At 40.6% G+C, this 18698-nt stretch carries 18 protein-coding genes and 1 riboswitch; of the genes, 5 read left to right on the forward strand and 13 right to left on the reverse strand.

The features are described from left to right. Positions 1-131 precede the first annotated feature (131 nt). The 4 genes from D8844_RS06775 to rplM form a co-directional block, all read right to left on the reverse strand. Positions 132-554, reverse strand: a complete 423-nt coding sequence (locus D8844_RS06775) for a hypothetical protein (protein WP_125422895.1) — start codon at positions 552-554, stop codon at positions 132-134. A gap of 140 nt (positions 555-694) precedes the next feature. Further along, positions 695-1096 carry a hypothetical protein gene (locus D8844_RS06780; RefSeq protein WP_125422898.1) on the reverse strand — a complete coding sequence of 134 codons (402 nt, stop codon included), beginning with the start codon at positions 1094-1096 and terminating at the stop codon, positions 695-697. Positions 1097-1551: 455 nt separating this feature from the next. Further along, the gene (gene rpsI / locus D8844_RS06785) at positions 1552-1944 is read right to left on the reverse strand and encodes a 30S ribosomal protein S9 (protein WP_000075973.1); all 393 of its coding nucleotides are present in this window, start codon (positions 1942-1944) and stop codon (positions 1552-1554) included. Positions 1945-1962: 18 nt separating this feature from the next. Beyond that, positions 1963-2409 (reverse strand): 50S ribosomal protein L13, encoded by a 447-nt coding sequence (gene rplM / locus D8844_RS06790; protein ID WP_001044624.1) that lies wholly within the window; start codon positions 2407-2409, stop codon positions 1963-1965. 395 nt (positions 2410-2804) lie between these two features. On the opposite strand from rplM, the gene D8844_RS06795 reads away from it, so the two are divergent. Genes D8844_RS06795 through D8844_RS06805 form a run of 3 tightly spaced genes read left to right on the forward strand, consistent with a single transcriptional unit; the run spans position 2805 to position 4753 of the window. Continuing rightward, positions 2805-3131 (forward strand): PadR family transcriptional regulator, encoded by a 327-nt coding sequence (locus D8844_RS06795; protein WP_000273868.1) that lies wholly within the window; start codon positions 2805-2807, stop codon positions 3129-3131. Next, entirely contained in the window at positions 3118-3717 is a 600-nt protein-coding gene (locus D8844_RS06800; RefSeq protein ID WP_125422901.1) for a DUF1700 domain-containing protein, read from the forward strand. The genes D8844_RS06795 and D8844_RS06800 overlap by 14 nt, the downstream gene beginning before the upstream one ends. Then, positions 3710-4753, forward strand: coding sequence for a DUF4097 family beta strand repeat-containing protein (locus tag D8844_RS06805; protein WP_125422904.1), 1044 nt, complete (start codon positions 3710-3712; stop codon positions 4751-4753). Before D8844_RS06800 ends, D8844_RS06805 begins: the two co-directional genes overlap by 8 nt. Positions 4754-4925: 172 nt before the next feature. Here the strand turns inward: D8844_RS06805 and D8844_RS06810 are convergent, their stop codons facing one another. From D8844_RS06810 to D8844_RS06845, 8 genes are all read right to left on the reverse strand, one after another. Next, entirely contained in the window at positions 4926-6125 is a 1200-nt protein-coding gene (locus D8844_RS06810; RefSeq protein WP_001245390.1) for an ABC transporter permease, read from the reverse strand. Beyond that, a complete protein-coding gene (locus D8844_RS06815) occupies positions 6122-7015 on the reverse strand; it encodes an ABC transporter ATP-binding protein (protein WP_125422907.1) in 894 nt (297 codons plus the stop codon). The genes D8844_RS06810 and D8844_RS06815 overlap by 4 nt, the downstream gene beginning before the upstream one ends. A gap of 250 nt (positions 7016-7265) precedes the next feature. Next, positions 7266-9671: a phenylalanine--tRNA ligase subunit beta gene (gene pheT, locus D8844_RS06820; protein WP_125422910.1), complete on the reverse strand. Its 2406-nt coding sequence runs from the start codon at positions 9669-9671 to the stop codon at positions 7266-7268. Positions 9672-9746: 75 nt separating this feature from the next. Beyond that, entirely contained in the window at positions 9747-10256 is a 510-nt protein-coding gene (locus D8844_RS06825) for a GNAT family N-acetyltransferase (RefSeq protein ID WP_125422912.1), read from the reverse strand. Continuing rightward, positions 10256-11302, reverse strand: a complete 1047-nt coding sequence (gene pheS, locus D8844_RS06830; RefSeq protein WP_070656930.1) for a phenylalanine--tRNA ligase subunit alpha — start codon at positions 11300-11302, stop codon at positions 10256-10258. Before pheS ends, D8844_RS06825 begins: the two co-directional genes overlap by 1 nt. 273 nt (positions 11303-11575) lie before the next feature. Then, on the reverse strand, positions 11576-12226 hold the full coding sequence (locus tag D8844_RS06835; protein ID WP_009013718.1) for a phosphatase PAP2 family protein: 651 nt from the start codon (positions 12224-12226) through the stop codon (positions 11576-11578). Continuing rightward, the gene (locus D8844_RS06840) at positions 12216-12779 is read right to left on the reverse strand and encodes an ECF transporter S component (protein WP_125422915.1); all 564 of its coding nucleotides are present in this window, start codon (positions 12777-12779) and stop codon (positions 12216-12218) included. Before D8844_RS06840 ends, D8844_RS06835 begins: the two co-directional genes overlap by 11 nt. A 153-nt stretch (positions 12780-12932) precedes the next feature. Next, a riboswitch (FMN riboswitch) is annotated at positions 12933-13150 on the reverse strand. 40 nt (positions 13151-13190) lie between these two features. Then, entirely contained in the window at positions 13191-13694 is a 504-nt protein-coding gene (locus tag D8844_RS06845; protein ID WP_125422918.1) for a tRNA (cytidine(34)-2'-O)-methyltransferase, read from the reverse strand. 399 nt (positions 13695-14093) lie between these two features. Between D8844_RS06845 and trkA the strand changes: the two genes are divergently transcribed. Both trkA and D8844_RS06860 read left to right on the forward strand, forming a co-directional pair. Further along, entirely contained in the window at positions 14094-15443 is a 1350-nt protein-coding gene (gene trkA / locus D8844_RS06855; protein WP_125422921.1) for a Trk system potassium transporter TrkA, read from the forward strand. Positions 15444-15446: 3 nt separating this feature from the next. Continuing rightward, entirely contained in the window at positions 15447-16886 is a 1440-nt protein-coding gene (locus D8844_RS06860) for a TrkH family potassium uptake protein (RefSeq protein ID WP_125422924.1), read from the forward strand. Between the two features lie 153 nt (positions 16887-17039). Here the strand turns inward: D8844_RS06860 and D8844_RS06865 are convergent, their stop codons facing one another. Continuing rightward, positions 17040-18683 (reverse strand): LPXTG cell wall anchor domain-containing protein, encoded by a 1644-nt coding sequence (locus tag D8844_RS06865; protein ID WP_125422927.1) that lies wholly within the window; start codon positions 18681-18683, stop codon positions 17040-17042. Between the last annotated feature and the right edge of the window lie 15 nt (positions 18684-18698).

Consider the following 18698-nt stretch of genomic DNA (forward strand, 5'->3'; position numbering starts at 1 on the left):
ATATAGCGGAATCTAAGTATATTATATCATGAATGTAAAAAAAAATACTTTTAGTAAGTATTCGAAGTTAATAAGCAATGAGGAATAATGTTAAATCTGCATAAAAATTATCAAAGGTTTTTAAATTACTGTTACTCATAAAGATCCCATAAATTTCCTTTCAAAATTCTTATTGGTTGCATTTGAATAATAACAAGTTTCTCAGGGATTTCATTTAAATTACGTTTTAGTGGAAAACCTAATGTAAATTTAGTATCCTTATTATTATTGATTCTACCGTTCACTGTCATCATATAACCTCCGCCTTGAGGAGTTCCATTTCCTACCTGACCAACTTCCATACTATCCCAATCAAATTGGACACTCTCAACTTTTGAATTCCAAGATTTAACGAAGTTCGCCATTTCCTCTTCATGCTCCTTCAGATAAGCCAACTGCTTAGCCCGTGGGCTCAGAGTTATTCCTCCAAATAGATTTGTTTCCTGTGCCATCCATGCGCCTCCTCCAAATACTACAAGGGCTATAACTAGCCAAACCAAAGTACGTCTTTTCATCTTTTTCCTCCTATATAGCGGAATCTAAGTATATTATATCATGAATGTAAAAAAAAATACTTTTAGCAAGTATTTGAAGTCAGTGGGGAATGAATGATGTTAAATTTGAATAAAAATTATCAAAATTTTTTAAATTACTATTAGTCAAGCAGTTTACCCCCAATACGCAACGGACTACCAATTCCAATAGAATTAATTAAAATTTTTCCATCTGTAATCTTAATAATCACACTCCAGCTTGAGTTTGGTATATTATTAAACCCTCCATAAACCTGAACAATATCGCCGCCTCCTTGAGGTGTACCATTTCCTATCTTATCCCATTGTGTCTGTTTCCAATCTATTTGAATCGATTCGACTTTAGGATTTAAAGATTTTACAAACTCCTTAATATCCTCTTCATGCTCCTTCAGATATGCCAACTGCTTAGCCCGTGGACTTAGAGTTATCCCTCCAAATAAATTTGTTTTCTGTGCCATCCATGTGCCGCCTCCAAATACTACAAGAGCTAAAACTAGCCAAAGCAAGGTATGTTTTTCCATATTGATGCTCCTTCAGATATATCATCTCCCTCTTACAATCCAAAACTCCTTAATTAAAAACAAATTACGGATCTATTGTTGCTTTAGAAATAGAAGATTGTCATTAAAACTAGTATAGCATAAAAGCCTCAAACAACCTATTTCACCAATCACTCTTCTTGAAGACTTGTTAATAATTTAACCAGAAGGATTTGAGTTGAATGCAAAGAAACAATAGTGTGAATTGTGCTAAAAATAATCAAAAACACCTCATAGTGTGAATCATGAAGTGCTTGTGAACGTTGATAGTATCGTATTGATTAAGGTTTTAAGGCAACTGACTTTGTCAGATCGCAGCCACATTTGTAAGCGACTAAAGTCGCAACAACTGTGTCAATTGCACCAATTTAGTAAGAAAGTATAAAAAAAAGAACACCTCGGAAGGTGCTCTCTGTAAGTATAGTAATTCTCTCGAATTAACGTTTACTAAATTGTGAAGCTTTACGAGCTTTCTTAAGACCTGGTTTCTTACGCTCAACTTTACGTGAGTCACGTGTAAGAAGTCCTGCGCGTTTCAATGAATCGCGGAAGTCTGGGTCTACTTGAAGAAGGGCACGAGCGATACCGTGACGAATAGCTCCTGATTGACCAGCGTATCCACCACCAACAACGTTAACGAAAACGTCGTATGAACCTACAGTTGAAGTAACTGCGAATGGTTGGTTGATAACAAGACGAAGGTCAGCGTGTGGGATGTACTCTTCAACATCTTTTTTGTTAACAGTGATTTTACCAGTTCCTGGAACAAGGCGAACGCGTGCAACAGCGTTTTTACGACGTCCAGTACCTGCATATTGTGCTTGTGACATACTTTATTGTTCCTTTCCTTAGATAAGTCCTGAAATATCAAGAACTTCTGGTTGTTGTGCAGCGTGAGTGTGCTCAGCTCCAACGAATACTTTCAATTTCATACCTTGAGCGCGGCCAAGAGTATTGTGTGGAAGCATACCTTTAACTGATTTTTCGATCAAACGTACTGCATTTTTAGAACGAAGTTCACCAGCAGAGATTTGTTTCAATCCACCTGGGTGGTTTGAGTGAGTGTAGTAGATCTTATCAGTTGCTTTTTTACCAGTCAATTTGACTTTTTCAGCATTGATAACGATTACGAAGTCACCTGTATCAGTGTGTGGTGTGAATGTTGGTTTGTTTTTTCCGCGAAGTACGCTAGCAACAACTGCTGAAAGGCGTCCAAGAGGTACATCAGTTGCGTCAACAACGTACCATTTGCGTTCTACTTGGCCTGGTTTAGCCATGAATGTAGTTTTGTTCATGATTTCTCCTATATGAATATCGTTTTTGTTTACAGGGCGGATGTTCCGGTCCGCGGGGTATTTGAAAGGTTCCGGGGCCTTACAAATGGGGTAAACAATACCGTCTACTATCATACCAAATTTCACTACTAAAAGTCAATAGATATGAAAATATTTTTCCCTTTTATCATTAAAGAAGCTTTCATATTAATCATTCTCAATATGCTTTCTTTCCCATTTTTAATCGATGTACTACTTCTTATTTTATAGTAGATATGTTTTTGCGTAATATCATTACAAACTATTTTGTTGAATTATATATTTTTTTTATATATCATACTTGACAATTATTCTAAAAGAAGGTAAGCTATATATAAATTAATTATATATATTTTTTTTACATAAGGAGGTGGTTCATGTATTTCCCTACATCCTCAGCTTTAATAAAATTTCTCATCCTTGCCATTCTTGAAAAAGATGATTCCTACGGTTATGAGATTAGCCAGACCATTAAGCTAATTGCTAACATCAAAGAGTCTATTCTTTATCCCATACTAAAAAAGCTGGAACAAAATGATTATCTCGCAACTTATTCGAAGGAAAAACAGGGGCGTAAACGAAAATACTATACACTTACTTCTTACGGATATGAATACCTACTTACTCTGAAAGAAGAGTGGAAACTTTATACTACAACAATCAACGGCATCGTAGAAGGGAGCATTCGACATGACAAAAACTGAATATCTAGCTGAGCTAGAAAAGTATCTAAAAAAACTACCACGTAAGGACTACGAAGAAACTATAGAACATTTCACTGAGTATTTTGACGAAGTAGGACCTGAAGGTGAAGTAGCCGCTATTGCTGATTTAGGTAATCCAAAGGAGGCAGCTCATGAAATTATGATACACCTTTTGGACAAAAAGATAGAAGAAGATGATCAAAAGAATAATTCAGCAAATAGTACAAAGAATATCGTTCAAATTTCTATTCTGTCAATTTTGGCAGCTCCCTTAGCTATCCCCCTTTTTATAGTAGCTATAGTCTTAACTTTTGTTTTCTTTTTATTCATTTTTACTCTGGCTTTCCTAATGGCTATTGTTAGTTTAGCTCTCTTTATATTCGGTGCAAGCTTAATCTGGGAAGCTCTCACACTAGGGCTCTCTACCTCCATCCCAGCATTCCTATTTATTCTTGGATTCAGTATTATTGCCTTAGGACTCTCTGGGTTCTTCTTCTCAAATATCTCTCCAATTGTTCAGTTTGGTAAAGCTGGCTTTGTCAAGCTAGCACAAGTATTTGCAAAGAAAGGAGCACATTATGGCTAATATGAACTCGAAGAAAAAATTTTTATCTATAGCTATCTTAGCTTGTATCTTAGGTGTTGCTTTGACGACCATCGGATCTGCAACAGGTGGATTCAATGATTTAATCAACTCTACTAAAAATAAATTAAAGGCAACAAAAACCGAAGAAAGTTTCTCTGAAATTTCTTCTTTAACTGTAAATCTAGCAATGAGAAACCTTGTTGTCGATGAATCCTCTGATGATAATGTCCATTTAAGCTATTACCAACACGACCACAACTATCAGATTAACAATGATACGTTTGGAAAACTCACGGTAAACTCTGAAAATGGAAAATTAAATCTCAGAGAAGAAAATTCAGGGGGCTTTCATATAAGCTCTGGAATCCAATCTCTCCTCAGTTTATTTAGTAACGAGTATCAGGAAAAAAACGTTGTTTACCTCACTCTACCAAAGGGAACCAAACTTGAGACGTTTAATAGTAGCTCCTCGCTTGGAGATATTACACTATCTAATTTATCAGCAAATAACGCTGAAATTACTTTATCCAAGGGAAATCTAACAATCAACAATAGTCAATTTTTGTCTAGCAAAATCCGTAACGCTCTTGGAGATATTACTCTAAACAATAGTCACATTAGCTCTGGAGAAATCAAAGATTCTTCGGGTAATATCGGACTAAATAATAGTCATTTTGAAACTGGTGAAATCACTGCTGCTCTGGGCGATATCAATCTAAATTCAAGTAAAATTTCCGACACTAGTTTAAAAATATCTAGTGGCTCAATAAGTTCCAAGCAATTAGACTTCGTTGGAAACATCTCCATCACTAATCAGCTAGGAGATATCAACCTGCAACTGGTTCCCAATAGTTTGAATAAACTATCCTTCGATCTAAAAACAACTCTTGGTGATATTGATATCCCTAACGGTATCAATGTAGAATACACTAAAGACAGCAAGCATACTGGTAATACTCTCGTTCACAAAGTTGAAAATCCTACTGCCACTCTCACTATTACTGCAAAAAGTGGAAATATTAAGCTAAACGAATAAATCATTTTTTGCATGTATAGGTGAAAAAGGATCTATGCCTTTTTCTCCTAATACTATGTATTTTTAGTTATTGTTTCTAAAGAAAGTATTAGGATAAAAATACTCAAAAAGGATAAGATTTCACTTGAATCTTATCCTTTTGTTATTTTATATTTTCTTCTAATCCGCAAACCTATTTATAAGCTAAGGCACGTTTAAAGGTTTTCCAGATTCCCAAATCATCTGTTTGAAGGACTAGACTAGCATACATGCGTCCGATAAAGGCTGTCGCAGTGACCGCAAAAACAACCGTTATGGCAAGCGAAATCCAAGCTTCTAGACCACTGGCATACCCATTTATAGCTCTAAACGGCATAAAGAAGGTCGAGATGAAAGGAATATAGGAACCAATTTTCAGAACTAAATTGTCCCCAGCAGCACCTAGAGAGGTCACACCGACAAATCCTGCTATAATCAAGATCATCAATGGCGACAAGGCCTTTCCTGAATCCTCAGGGCGAGAAACCATAGAGCCTAGGAAGGCTGCTAAAACAACGTACATAAAGAGACTAACCAAGACAAACAATAAGGTATTGAGCGAGAAAGCCTCTCCTAGATGATTTAAAATTCCAGATTGTGCCAAGATAGGGATATCTTTAAAGAGCAGAATGGCAGCAAGTCCACCCACGACGTAAATGCCAATATGAGTCAAAATCACAAGAAGTAGAGCCAGCATGCGAGCGTAGAAATAATGACTAGCTCGGATACTAGAGAAGACCACCTCCATGATTTTGGTTCCTTTCTCGCTAGCTACTTCCTGAGCAGTGACACTAGCATAGGTAATCAAAATCATATAAAGGAAGAAACCAAGCCCTGCGGCCGCAATGGTTTGAACCATCTTTTTATTTTCTTTGGATTCATCAATCTTCTCAGTAAAGTCAACAGTTTGAGCCAGGCGTTTTTCCTGTTCTTGAGACAAATTGGCTGCCGAACGATTGAGTTGATATTGCAGTTCGTTTAACTTATTGGTTACTGCTAGCTTGATGCCTGTTTCAAGAGAAGTTTCACCGTGATAGACGGCCTTGAGGATGCTGTCCTCTTGGTCAATGGTTAGGTATCCCTTGATTTTCTCATCCTTGATAGCAGCTTGAGCACTGGCTTCATCCTTATAATCAAAGTTGATACCATTGGTACCCTTGAGCCCTTCTTCTACAGATGGCACCGTTGTTACTACTGCTATCTTGCTATTCTTGGCCATAGAAGACCCTTGGAGAAAGCCGATTCCTACAGATAAGGCTAAAAAGAGGAACGGCGAAATCACCATAAAGAAGAAACTCCACGACTTGACATGTCGAAGATAGGTTTCCTTCATTACAACCCACATATTTCTCATACTTCCACCCCTGATTCTAGTTTAAAGATTTCATCGATTGTTGGAGCTTGTTGGTCAAAGGTCGCGATATATTGACCTTGAGTGAGGATGGGGAAGAGTTCCCTTCCAGCACTTTCATCATCTAGGATCAATTTCCAACTACCTTGCTTGGTCAAGCTCACCTGTTTGACGTGAGGAAGTTTTTCCAATTCTTCCTTGCTTTGTTCACTTGAAACAAAGAGACGTGTTTTCCCATATTGATTACGGACATCCTGAACTGGTCCATGCAAGACCACACGCCCGTCACGAATCATCAGAATATCATCGCAAAGTTCCTCAACGTTGGTCATGACATGGTCAGAAAAGATAATGATTGCACCGCGCTCTTTCTCTTTTAAGATGACCTGCTTGAGCAACTCAGTATTGACTGGATCCAAACCACTAAAAGGCTCATCCAAGATAATCAAGTCTGGCTCATGGATTAGGGTGATAATGAGCTGAATTTTCTGCTGATTTCCTTTGGAGAGGCTCTTGATTTTGTCGGTCAATTTCCCCTTCACTTCCAATTTTTCCATCCATTGAGGGAGTTTTTCCTTGACTTCCTTAGCATCCATGCCCTTTAGAGTCGCCAAGTAGCGAACTTGCTCAAGGACTGTCAGTTTGGGCATGAGGCTACGTTCCTCAGGCAGATAACCAATCCGAGCATAGGTTTCCTGACGAATCTCCTGCCCATCCAGACTGATCTCTCCTTGATACTCTAAAAATTTCAACATACTGTGGAAAATCGTTGTTTTCCCAGCACCATTCTTCCCGACCAAGCCCAGAATCCTTCCCGAACTTGCCTGAAAATCGACACCAAACAAGACTTGCTTGGGACCGAAACTTTTCTCTAGATTTCTTACTTCTAACATTTTCCACCTCCGAGATATGTTGCACTTATTATACTCCTTTTTGATAGCCTTTACAACGATTTATGTCCATTTTATCGGATTATAAGTAGCAAAAGTATCCTATCTCTAATAAATTTAAGTGCTTCAGCGATAGCTTTAGTATAACTCATTAAAGACTTTCTGAGATGGCTTCCTCCTCAACTATCGCTTTTCTCTTCTGAACTGCCCTTTTGAAACTAAAAATCCACCCCGAGGGATGGATTTTAGACTATTAACGCACTTCTGCATTCACTTTTTCTTCGAGTGATGCTTGGATTTTTTCCATATAGCGTGCGACTTCTTCGTCTGTTAAGCTATCTTCTGGATTTTGGAAGGTCAAGCTATAGGCCATTGACTTCATGCCAACTCCCAGTTTTTCGCCTGAGAAGACGTCAAAGAGTTTGATATCTGTCAAACGTTTCACGCCTGCAGCTTGGATAGCGTCTACAACTTCTTGATGAGTGACTTCTGCCTTGAGGAGTAGAGCCACGTCACGACTGACTGCTGGGAATTTAGTGATTTCTACAAATGGAGCAGCTGGTTGAAGGGCAACTTCGATGGCTGAAAGGTTAAGTTCAGCTACATACGTTTCTGGAATATCATAAGCCTTGGCAGTGACTGGATGCACTTGGCCAAGGAAACCAAGAACTTGGTCGCCGAGTGAAATCACGGCCGTACGTCCTGGGTGGAGACTTGCAATCTCAGCTGTTGCTGTATAGGTCACTTCAAGTCCCAAACGATCAAAGAGCGCTTCTAAGATTCCCTTAGCATAGAAGAAATCAACTGGAACTGCTGCCGTTTGGAAATCTTTTTCAGCAACCAAGCCGGTTAAGGCAAAGGCAAAGCTATTGATCTCATTTGGTAGATCTTCTTTTGGATTGCCTGTTTGTTCAAAGACTTTTCCAATCTCGTAAAGAGCCAAGTTTTTGTTCTTACGAGCCACGTTATAGGCCACCGTATCAAGGATACCTGAGACCATATTTTGACGGAGGACAGAACGGTCCACTGTCATTGGCCACATAAGTTCTGTAAGGTTACTTGGTTGAGCCGTGTACTCAACTGCTTTTTCTGGAGTTGTCAGAGCGTAGGTAATGATCTCTGTCAAACCTGCTCCTTCAGCGATAGTACGAACTTGACGACGCAATTTTTGTGTCGCAGTCAATTCACCAGCTGTACCATCGTCTTTTGGAAGACTGGTTGGCAAGCGATCATAACCATAGATACGAGCGATTTCTTCAAAGAGGTCCGCTTCGATAGTGATATCCCAACGACGACGGGGTACGCTGACTGTAAATGATTCTGCATTGCCAGAAAGACCAAAGCCAAGACGACGGAAGACATCTTCCACATCAGCATAGGAAAGCTCCGTACCAAGGACGCGGTTAACGTCTGCAAGGGTTGAAGAAACTTCTACATCAGAAGTGTCAAGCTCACCCGCTGAAACGATTCCCTTACGCACAGTCGCACCTGCAAGCTCTGCAATCATGCTAGCTGCCGCATCAAGGGCTTCATTAACAGTTGCCACATTGATGCCTTTTTCAAAGCGAGAAGATGATTCAGAACGCAGGTTGAGGCGTCCGCTAGTCTTGCGAATCGATTTGCCATTGAAAACAGCCGCTTCTAACACAACTCGACTTGATTTTTCAGAGATTTCTGTAGCCTCTCCACCCATGACACCTGCAAGGGCTACTGGCTTGTCTGCGACAGTGATGACTAAGTCATTTGTTTCCAACTCACGTTCTTCACCGTCCAAGGTCACCAATTTTTCACCAGCACGCGCTTCACGCACATGGATGTCATTGCCTTCAAAGGTATCCAAGTCAAAAGCATGCATAGGCTGACCAAAGTAGAGTAGGATATAGTTGGTCACATCGACCACATTATTAATCGGACGGATGCCTTCGTTCATAAGAAGATTTTGCAACCATTGCGGACTTGGTGCGATGGTCACATTGTCCAAGATACGGGCTGCATAGTATGGTGCCTTGTCTGTTTCAATCCCTACAGAAAGAGCGTCTGCTGCTACTTCATTTGTTTCTGTCAGAGTAAATTCTTTAAAGTTGACTGCCTTGTCATAGATGGCTGCTACTTCGTGCGCTACTCCACGCATAGAAAGAGCGTCTGCACGGTTTGGCGTGATAGAAAGTTCGATGATTTCGTCATCCAAGTCTAGATATGAGAAGACTTCCTCACCTGGTACTGCATCTTCTGGCAAGATTTGAATACCATCTGCGAATTCCTTTGGTACAACCGAGTCAGAAATTCCCAATTCACCAAGTGAACAGATCATTCCCAGTGATTCTAAACCACGGATTTTCCCTTTTTTGATTTTGTAATTGTCAGCGATACGAGCTCCTGGAAGAGCCACCATGACCTTGATACCAGCACGCACATTTGGGGCACCACAAACGATTTGACGGGCTTCTTCTTCGCCAACGTTAACCTGACAGACATGCAAGTGAGTTTCTGGCACATCTTCGCAAGATAAAACCTCACCGACGACAATTTTTGAGAGACCAGCAGCCAGTGATTCGACACCTTCGACCTCAATCCCTGTAGTTGACATTTTCTCAGCCAACTCTTGTGATGGCACATCAATGTCCACCAATTCTTTTAACCATTTATAAGATACAAGCATAATTTAGTTCTCCAGAATGACAGTTGTCACTCTAGTTTTTTCCTTTCCTATCATTTCAATAGAAGAATCCTCTTCTTACCTTAATTTCTTTTTCAGTAACCAATCCGTATCTACTTTTTGACCAACCATAAAATGATGTTGGCTAAATTTTTCAAAACCATATCGATTATAAAATTCTTGAGCTTTTGTATTATGTTCCCAAACACCTAGCCAAGCCCAGGAAAAACCATTTTTCTCGGCAAGTTCCAGAGCGAATTCAAACAGTTGCTTACCAAGTCCAAATCCTTGGAATTTTTGTAGCACATAGAGGCGTTGAATTTCAAAAGCGTTCTCTAATTCTCTCTCAGTTTGAGCATTTCCCCAGTTGACTTTGAGAAAACCAGCTATCTCCTCTTCGTGCATAATGAAATAGGTTTCGGAGTCAGGATTTTCCAACTCAGTTGACAAAACTCTCGGACTATAAGTCTCTTCAAAGTATTCCTGTAACTGCTCTTCCGTATTATCATGAGCAAATGTTTCACGAAAGGTTTGTTTGGCAATTTTGGACAACACCCCAATATCTGCCTTTTCTACTTTTCTAATCATTATTTAAACTGTTCTGAGAAGCGGACATCTCCTTGGTAGAATCCGCGGATATCGTTGATTCCGTAACGGAGCATAGCGACACGCTCTTGTCCAAGACCAAAGGCAAAGCCAGAGTAAACAGTCGCATCAATTCCACTCATTTCAAGGACACGTGGGTGAACCATACCGGCACCCATAATCTCGATCCAACCTGTTTTCTTACATACGTTACAGCCTTCTCCACCACACTTGAAGCAAGAAACATCCACCTCAACAGATGGCTCTGTGAATGGGAAATAAGATGGACGCAGACGGATCTGACGCTCTTCCCCAAACATTTTTTGAACGATCAGTTGAAGCGTTCCTTGAAGATCCGCCATAGAAATGTTTTTCCCAACAACCAAGCCTTCGATTTGGTGGAACTGGTGACTGTGGGTTGCATCGTCCGTATCACGACGGAACACACGTCCTGGTGAGATCATTTTCAAAGGACCTTTTGAAAAATCATGAGCATCCATAGCACGCGCCTGAACTGGAGACGTGTGAGTACGAAGCAAGATTTCTTCTGTAATGTAGAAAGTATCCTGCATATCGCGAGCTGGGTGATCTTTTGGAAGGTTCATACGCTCAAAGTTGTAGTAGTCTTGCTCTACTTCAAAACCATCCACGACTTGGTAACCCATCCCAATGAAAATATCTTCGATTTCTTCACTGGTTTGTGTAAGGACATGACGGTGACCAGTCGCAACTGGGCGACCTGGAAGCGTCACATCGATACTCTCGCTAGCTAGTTGAGCTGCGACTTTCTTTTCTTCCAAGAGCTTAGCTGTTTCTTCAAAAGCAGCTGTCAAGACATCACGCGCTTCATTGACGTGTTTCCCGATGATTGGACGCATCTCAGCAGAGACATCTTTCATCCCTTTAAGGATTTCAGTCAGTGACCCTTTTTTACCAAGGACAGAGACACGCAAGTCTTGCATCTCTTTTTCATTTTCAGCAGTAATCTGCTGCAAGCTAGCCAGCGTTTCTTCGCGAAGCGCTTTTAATTGTTCTTCAATAGTTGACATAATTCCTCCATCAGTCACTTAACAGATAAAAAGAAAACCACATGCCAAAAACTCCACTCGGAGCGTTGACACGCGGTACCATCCGTTTTCATCTGACAAGTCAGACCTTCATTTCTAAATCCATGCGCAAGTGAATTCACCCAGCTTTCATATAGAGAGCTTGCAGTCACGGCTCTCCTCCCTGATATACTTCCCTTGGGCTACTAGTCTTGCGGATTTCTATTCAATTACTACTTAGTTTATCAGATTTTTACCATTCTTGCAAGACCTATCTCACTTCTGCTTGCCTTTAAATCGCCATTGGAAGCGAAGCTTGTCATAGAAAGGAAATTCGATAAACAAGACTCCCAAGCCCACACAGAAACTGGCAAGAACATCTGATGGATAGTGAACTCCCAGATAGACCCGAGATAGCAGCACACTGACTAGGTAGACCCCAAGGACGATTTGCACAATTTTTCTCAAAACCGGATCTTTAATCCGTTGACTGAGAATGACAATCAAAGTCCCTACCATCAGCGTCACTGCCAGAGAATGCCCGCTTGGGAAGGAAAATCCCTTCTCCTCTACCAAGTGTAAGATAGCTGGTCGTGGGCGCTGGTAAATATTTTTAAAGGTCACAATCAAAAGACCGGCTAAGGCTAGATTGCCCGCCATGAAGTAGCTTTCTATCTTCCACTGCTTACGATAAAAGATAAAGGCTGCGATGGCAACCCAGGTAATGATTACTGGGATATCAATCAAATGCGTAAGGGCACGGAACAGAACCGTTAAATAATCTGGCAAGTCCCCACGAAGGGCAGTCTGAAGCGGTTGATCAAAACCGACCAGCGTTTCAGGATAGAACTTAACCATATAGCCAAGAAGGACGAAAAGTAAAAGGGCAAAACTGCCCTTCATTAAAAATGTTTGTTTATCTCTCATAATGTTTTAAGGTTGGTTTCAAGAGGACGTATAACAACCAGAATGAAACGGCAAAGATTAAACCTTCAATCAGGTTAAAAGGTAAAACCATGGTCATCAAGTAGTTAGAAAGTCCTATAATTTCTCTAATATCAAAGTTGGCAAACTGCGCGTATAAAGGAACCGCATAGACATAGTTGAGAACCAACATGGCAGCAGTCAATCCAATAGTTCCCGCCAGAGATGCCAGTAGGAAACGAAGGGTGCTGCGTTCCTTTTTCCAAATCAAACCAAAGACGATAACAAAAACTCCCAGAGCTACGACATTCATTGGCAAGCCAATATAGGTGTTCACTCCTTGGCTATTCAGAAGCAACTTCAAGAGTGAGCGCATCAAGAGAATTCCTAGAGCAGCTGGCAAATCCATCACCACCAAGCCTACAAGGACTGGCAAGATACTAAACTCGATCTTGAGGAAGGTTGCCGCTGGCAAGAGCGGAAAGTCAAAGTACATCAGCACAAATGAAATGGCTGATAAAATCGCAATGGTCGAAATTCGACGTGTGTTTGTCATAACAGGTTCCTCCAATTTTCTATAAAATCAGAAGAAGTTGGAAAGGATCCCTCTATCTATTCTCACTTTTTATATCCCAAAAGTTCCCTCTCACTCTTTTGAGCAAGCGGTTGCAATTCATCTATAAACTCATCAGAACAGACAAAGCCATTCTTTCGTCTTCTCCCATCCAGACTATACTGTCGGTTGTGGAATCGCACCACATCAGCTTGCGCTCGCGGACTTCTTTAACTAAGATATTTTGGATTAATCTAGGCGTCGCAGTCGAAGATAATACTTGAGTATATCGAGACAAGACAACGAAGAGTAAGCCAAAATAGCTAGTTAAAGTCACCGCCGGTCGGGAATTACACCCAGCCCTGAAGACCCCTTTATCATAACAAAAAACGCTTGCAAGTGCAAGCATTTTGATTATTTCAATTTATCTGCTTCATAGGTGTGAACAAGCTCAAGACCTGCAAAATTCTGCTGACGAAGAGCCTCATATACAATCATGCATACGGTATTGGAAACATTGAGACTGCGGACATGCTCATCATTCATAGGGATACGGAGAGCTTTCTCTGGATGTTCACGCATAAAGTCCTCTGGCAACCCCTTATCCTCACGTCCGAAGAGAAAATACTGATCTTCACCACTTGCCAAATTCGCCTCAGAATAGACCTTTTCTGCAAATTTCGAAATCAGATAGACTTGTCCTTTCATCTGAGACATAAAGTCTGCCAAGTTATCATAAAAATGAATCTCTAACTTATCCCAATAATCCAAACCTGCTCTCTTCATCTTGCGATCATTAATGGGAAATCCCATCGGTTTGATAATGTGAAGGGGAGAATTGGTCGCAGCGCAAGTACGCGCAATGTTACCTGTATTTTGTGGAATTTGAGGTTCAAATAATACAATGTGATTTGTCATGACTGGCTTCCTTTTATCATCGCAAAAAAATAGCCACACTGCCCGGAGTCAAGCTCAGCAAACAGCGTGGTTAAGGCATCGTTAACTTACCTCACAACAGGTTTGAAGTAAATCAGCGAAACTACTTTCTTAGTATAACACTTTCAGAATCATTGTCAATAGAAATGACTTGATTTTTTTACTTTTTTTGATGATACTTTCATCTTTGGTCATTCCCTTTCTGAAAAGGTATGGTAAAAGAACCAAATCACTTCAAATCGGAGCCATCGTTATAGAAGTTAAACAAATGTATCTTCAAAACTTGAAAAGGCCTTTCTTCCCCTAAAAATCGCCTTAGCAAGTGCATTTTTTGCTAAAAAAGGGTATGATAGTTACATCATGAAAAAGTAGGTTTTTTATATGAAAATTGTTCTTGTTGGTGGAGGGAAAGTTGGTTTCGCCCTCTGTCGTTCACTGGTTGCAGAAAACCATGACGTTGTCCTCATCGAACAAGATGAGGCCGTCCTCAATCACATTGTCAGTCGCTTTGATATCATAGGACTCCTTGGAAATGGTACTGACTTTGCCATCTTGGAGCAAGCCGGTGTTCAAGAGTGCGATATCTTTATCGCCCTAACCGAACACGATGAAGTGAATATGATTTCAGCGGTACTTGCTAAAAAAATGGGTGCTAAAGAAACCATCGTTCGGGTGCGAAATCCTGAATACTCTAATGCCTATTTTAAAGAGAAAAATATTCTTGGATTTTCACTTATCGTTAATCCAGAGCTCCTGGCAGCGCGTGCGATCTCAAATATCATTGATTTCCCTAATGCCCTCTCTGTCGAACGATTTGCTGGAGGTCGGGTCAGTCTCATGGAATTTGTTGTCAAGGACTCTAGCGGCCTTTGTCAAATGCCAATCTCAGACTTTCGTAAAAAGTTTGGTAATATCATTGTCTGTGCTATGGAGAGGGATCATCAACTTATGATTCCAAGTGGTGATGTGATTATCCAAGACAAGGATAGAATTTTTGTTACGGGAAATCGTGTAGATATGATGCTTTTCCATAACTATTTTAAATCTCGCGCAGTGAAAAGCTTGCTTATCGTTGGAGCTGGAAAGATTGCTTATTATCTTCTCGGCATTTTAAAAGACAGTCGCATTGATACCAAGGTCATCGAGATCAATCCTGAAAGAGCTCGTTTCTTCAGTGAAAAGTTTCCCAATCTCTATATTGTCCAAGGAGATGGAACTGCAAAAGACATTTTGCTTGAGGAAAGTGCTCCCCACTATGATGCAGTCGCAACCTTGACTGGGGTTGATGAGGAAAATATCATCACTTCTATGTTTCTTGACCGTGTTGGCGTCCATAAGAATATCACCAAGGTCAACCGAACAAGCCTTCTAGAGATTATCCACGCACCTGATTTTTCAAGTATCATCACACCAAAAAGCATCGCAGTGGATACCATTATGCACTTTATCCGTGGTCGAGTAAACGCTCAGTACTCAGACCTTCAAGCCATGCACCATCTCGCAAACGGTCAAATTGAAACTCTCCAATTCCAAATCAAGGAAGCTAATAAAATGACTACCAAACCTCTATCACAGTTGAAATTGAAAAAAGAGGTTCTCATCGCAGCCATTATCCGAAAAGGAAAAACAATCTTCCCTACTGGAGAGGATATGCTTGAGGTGGGAGACAAGTTACTCGTGACGACCTTATTGCCAAACATCACCAAAATTTATGATTTGATTGAGAGGTAAAAAATGAATAAAAGTATGATTCGTTACCTCCTCTCAAAGCTTCTCTTGATTGAGGCTGTTCTTCTCCTAGTTCCTGTTAGTGTAGCGATCTATTACCAAGAATCTAGTCAAGTATTTATCGCTCTCTTTTCTACGATTGGAATTTTAGTCCTTCTCGGTGGTCTAGGCGTTTTACGGAAACCGAAAAATCAGCGGATTTATGCCAAGGAAGGGGTCTTAATTGTTGCTCTCTGTTGGATTCTATGGTCTTTCTTTGGTGGCCTCCCCTTTGTCTTTTCAGGACAAATCCCCAGCGTCATCGATGCCTTCTTTGAAATCAGTTCCGGATTTACGACTACAGGAGCAACTATTCTGAACGATGTTTCCGTTCTCACTCGTTCCCTCCTCTTCTGGCGAAGTTTCACCCACTTGATTGGAGGGATGGGGGTACTCGTCTTTGCACTTGCCATTATGGACAATGCCAAGAATAGTCACTTGGAGGTGATGAAGGCTGAGGTCCCTGGTCCTGTCTTTGGCAAGGTCGTATCCAAGCTAAAAAACACTGCCCAGATTCTCTATCTGCTTTATCTGGCTCTCTTCTCCCTTTTTGTGGTTATCTACTATCTAGCAGGCATGCCTCTCTATGATAGTTTTGTCATCGCTATGGGAACGGCAGGAACTGGGGGCTTTACCGTCTATAACGACGGAATTGCCCACTATGGTAGCTCACTCATCACCTATCTAGTTAGTATCGGAGTGTTGGTTTTTGGGGTTAACTTCAATCTCTACTACTACCTCATGCTCCGTCGGGTTAAGGCTTTTTTTGGAGATGAAGAACTACGAGCATATATCATCATTGTCCTAGTTTCTACCGGCTTGATTACGCTTAATACGCTCCACCTCTACCAAGGGGTCTCTAAAAGTGTTGAAATGGCCTTCTTCCAAGTTTCCAATATCATCACGACAACAGGTTTTGGTTACGGAGATATTACCAACTGGCCCCTCTTCTCCCAATTTATCCTCCTCTTCCTCATGGGAATCGGTGGATCAGCAGGCTCAACTGCAGGTGGTCTTAAGGTGATCAGAGGACTTATCCTCTCTAAAATCGCAAAAAATCAGATTTTGTCCACTTTATCCCCTCACCGTGTTTTGACTCTACACGTCAATAAAACTGTGATTGATAAGGATACCCAGCACAAGATTCTTAAATATTTTGCTATCTATATGATGATTATTCTCTCTCTCATCTTTATCGTCAGTCTTGATAGCAATGATTTTCTAGTCGTGACCAGTGCTGTCTTCAGCTGTTTTAACAATATCGGACCTATTCTAGGTACAACCTCAAGTTTTGCCATCTTTAGTCCCATCTCTAAAATCCTCCTCTCCTTTGCAATGATTGCAGGTCGTTTAGAGATATACCCAATTCTGCTACTCTTTATGAAACGCACTTGGTCTAAACGCTAATAGAAATATAAATGAAACTAGATGAAACTCTTTAAATAGCAAAAACGCATAAAATTATGGCTACCTTTAACCTGATTTTATGCGTTTTAGTATATAAGCCATCCCCATAGTTTAACAGAGCATAAAGCTTTTATTCAACTTTTTTAATAAACACTAGTTTCTCTTATTCTTAAAAGAGAATTTAAGGAGCGTCACCATTCCTAGTAATACTGCTCCAACTGAACCTAAAAGACTACTACTCTCTCCTGTTTTTGGTAAAGTTTTTTCTTTATCTTCAGTCTTTTCTATTTCTTTCTTAGATGGATCAGACTTCACATCTTCAATTTTTTTAGGCTCCTCAGACAGATTCTTAGAATCCTTATCCTTACCATTATCCTGAGGTTTCAGATTTAGTTCTGGTGTCAATTCCGGTTGTAGTGCAGGATTCGGCTGTGATGTAGAATCTGGTTGCGGTGTAGGATTCGGCTGCGGTGCTGGATCTGGTTGCGGTGTTGGATTCGGCTGCGGTGCTGGATCTGGTTGCGGTGTTGGATTCGGCTGCGGTGCTGGGTTCGGCTGCGGTGCTGGATCTGGCTGTGGATTTGGTTTCTCAGTGTTTTGAGATTGATAAACAACCCCATAATTTGAGAAGTGAGAAACTTTGAAATGAACATATTTTCCATCAGCACTCAATTCAAACGGCAGTTCCTCAACTGCTCCTGTTTCTGGTAAGAAGTAGATTACCTTTTCAACTTTACGACTAGGATCCACAGGAATCGTTACAGTTGCTTCTCCTGAAATTTGTACAAAACTACCATCTGCCTTTTGAGTCTTAACATCGTAAAGTTCAACATTTTTGGCTGGAAGTTCTACTGGGAGTTTACTCAGAATAGTGGTATCTAAAACCTTGTCCGCTACAATCTTATCAACAGTTGCAACATCCGCTCCTGTTAAAGCAACAGAAACATCGGTTGTAGGAGAAACGAGGGTCTCTTTGGGGTGAGATTTGTAGTATATACTTGCTGCTACTATCCCTACACCCATATCACCCACATCATACTTCAACAAGGTTCCATATGCAGGATTTGCAAGGTCTTTAGGGTCAAAACGTTTCCCAAGGGGAAGTCTATAAGTTCTCGGCAACCCCCTCTGCCCTTTCCAATTCTGCTCATCCCAATCTATAAGATGAAATACCATCACGATTGTATCTCTGCTTATCTTACTAGCATAAATATCTGGGCTGGTCGAGTCTGTAGGGTTTGGAACCTCTCTGATAATTTCTTTGAAGGTGATAACATACTTCTCTTGGATTTCCTCAGAGCCGTCATTGGTAATGGTTCTGCCGATATTCTTAAGATTTTCCTTATAATCATAGCCTTCTTTATAATCATCAAGCTCAAAATCCTTATAGGTATTCGCCTTTAAGGTATAGCTTTCTCCTGGCTTGAGAGTGATTGTTTTTCGGGACAATTCAGCTTCCCCTCGACCACCAGCTTGGAAATAGTGATATACTTCAACCACATCAAAGGTAACTGTTTGCAAAGCGGGTTTCTCTCCCTCAATAACCTGATTTTCTTTATCTGGTAGTTGATTAGAAGTTTCCACAGTAGATTCTGTATCTTTTTCTGCTGTTTGCTCCTTTTCCTTAGCTTCTGGAGTATCAACTAAGCTCTTTGATGGTTCCTTTACAGTTTCCTCTGCATGTACAAGGGCTGTTCCAGCTATACCGACTGTCACGGCTGCTAGACCAAGCAAAGCAAGTTTCTCTAGCTTGATAGCTTTTTTTCGATCATGTTTATAACGCTTTATTCTTGACATCTTGTGTCTCCTCAT

Origin of the sequence: Streptococcus oralis, from assembly GCF_003942875.1 — a bacterium.
GTDB classification, from domain to species: domain Bacteria; phylum Bacillota; class Bacilli; order Lactobacillales; family Streptococcaceae; genus Streptococcus; species Streptococcus oralis_BX.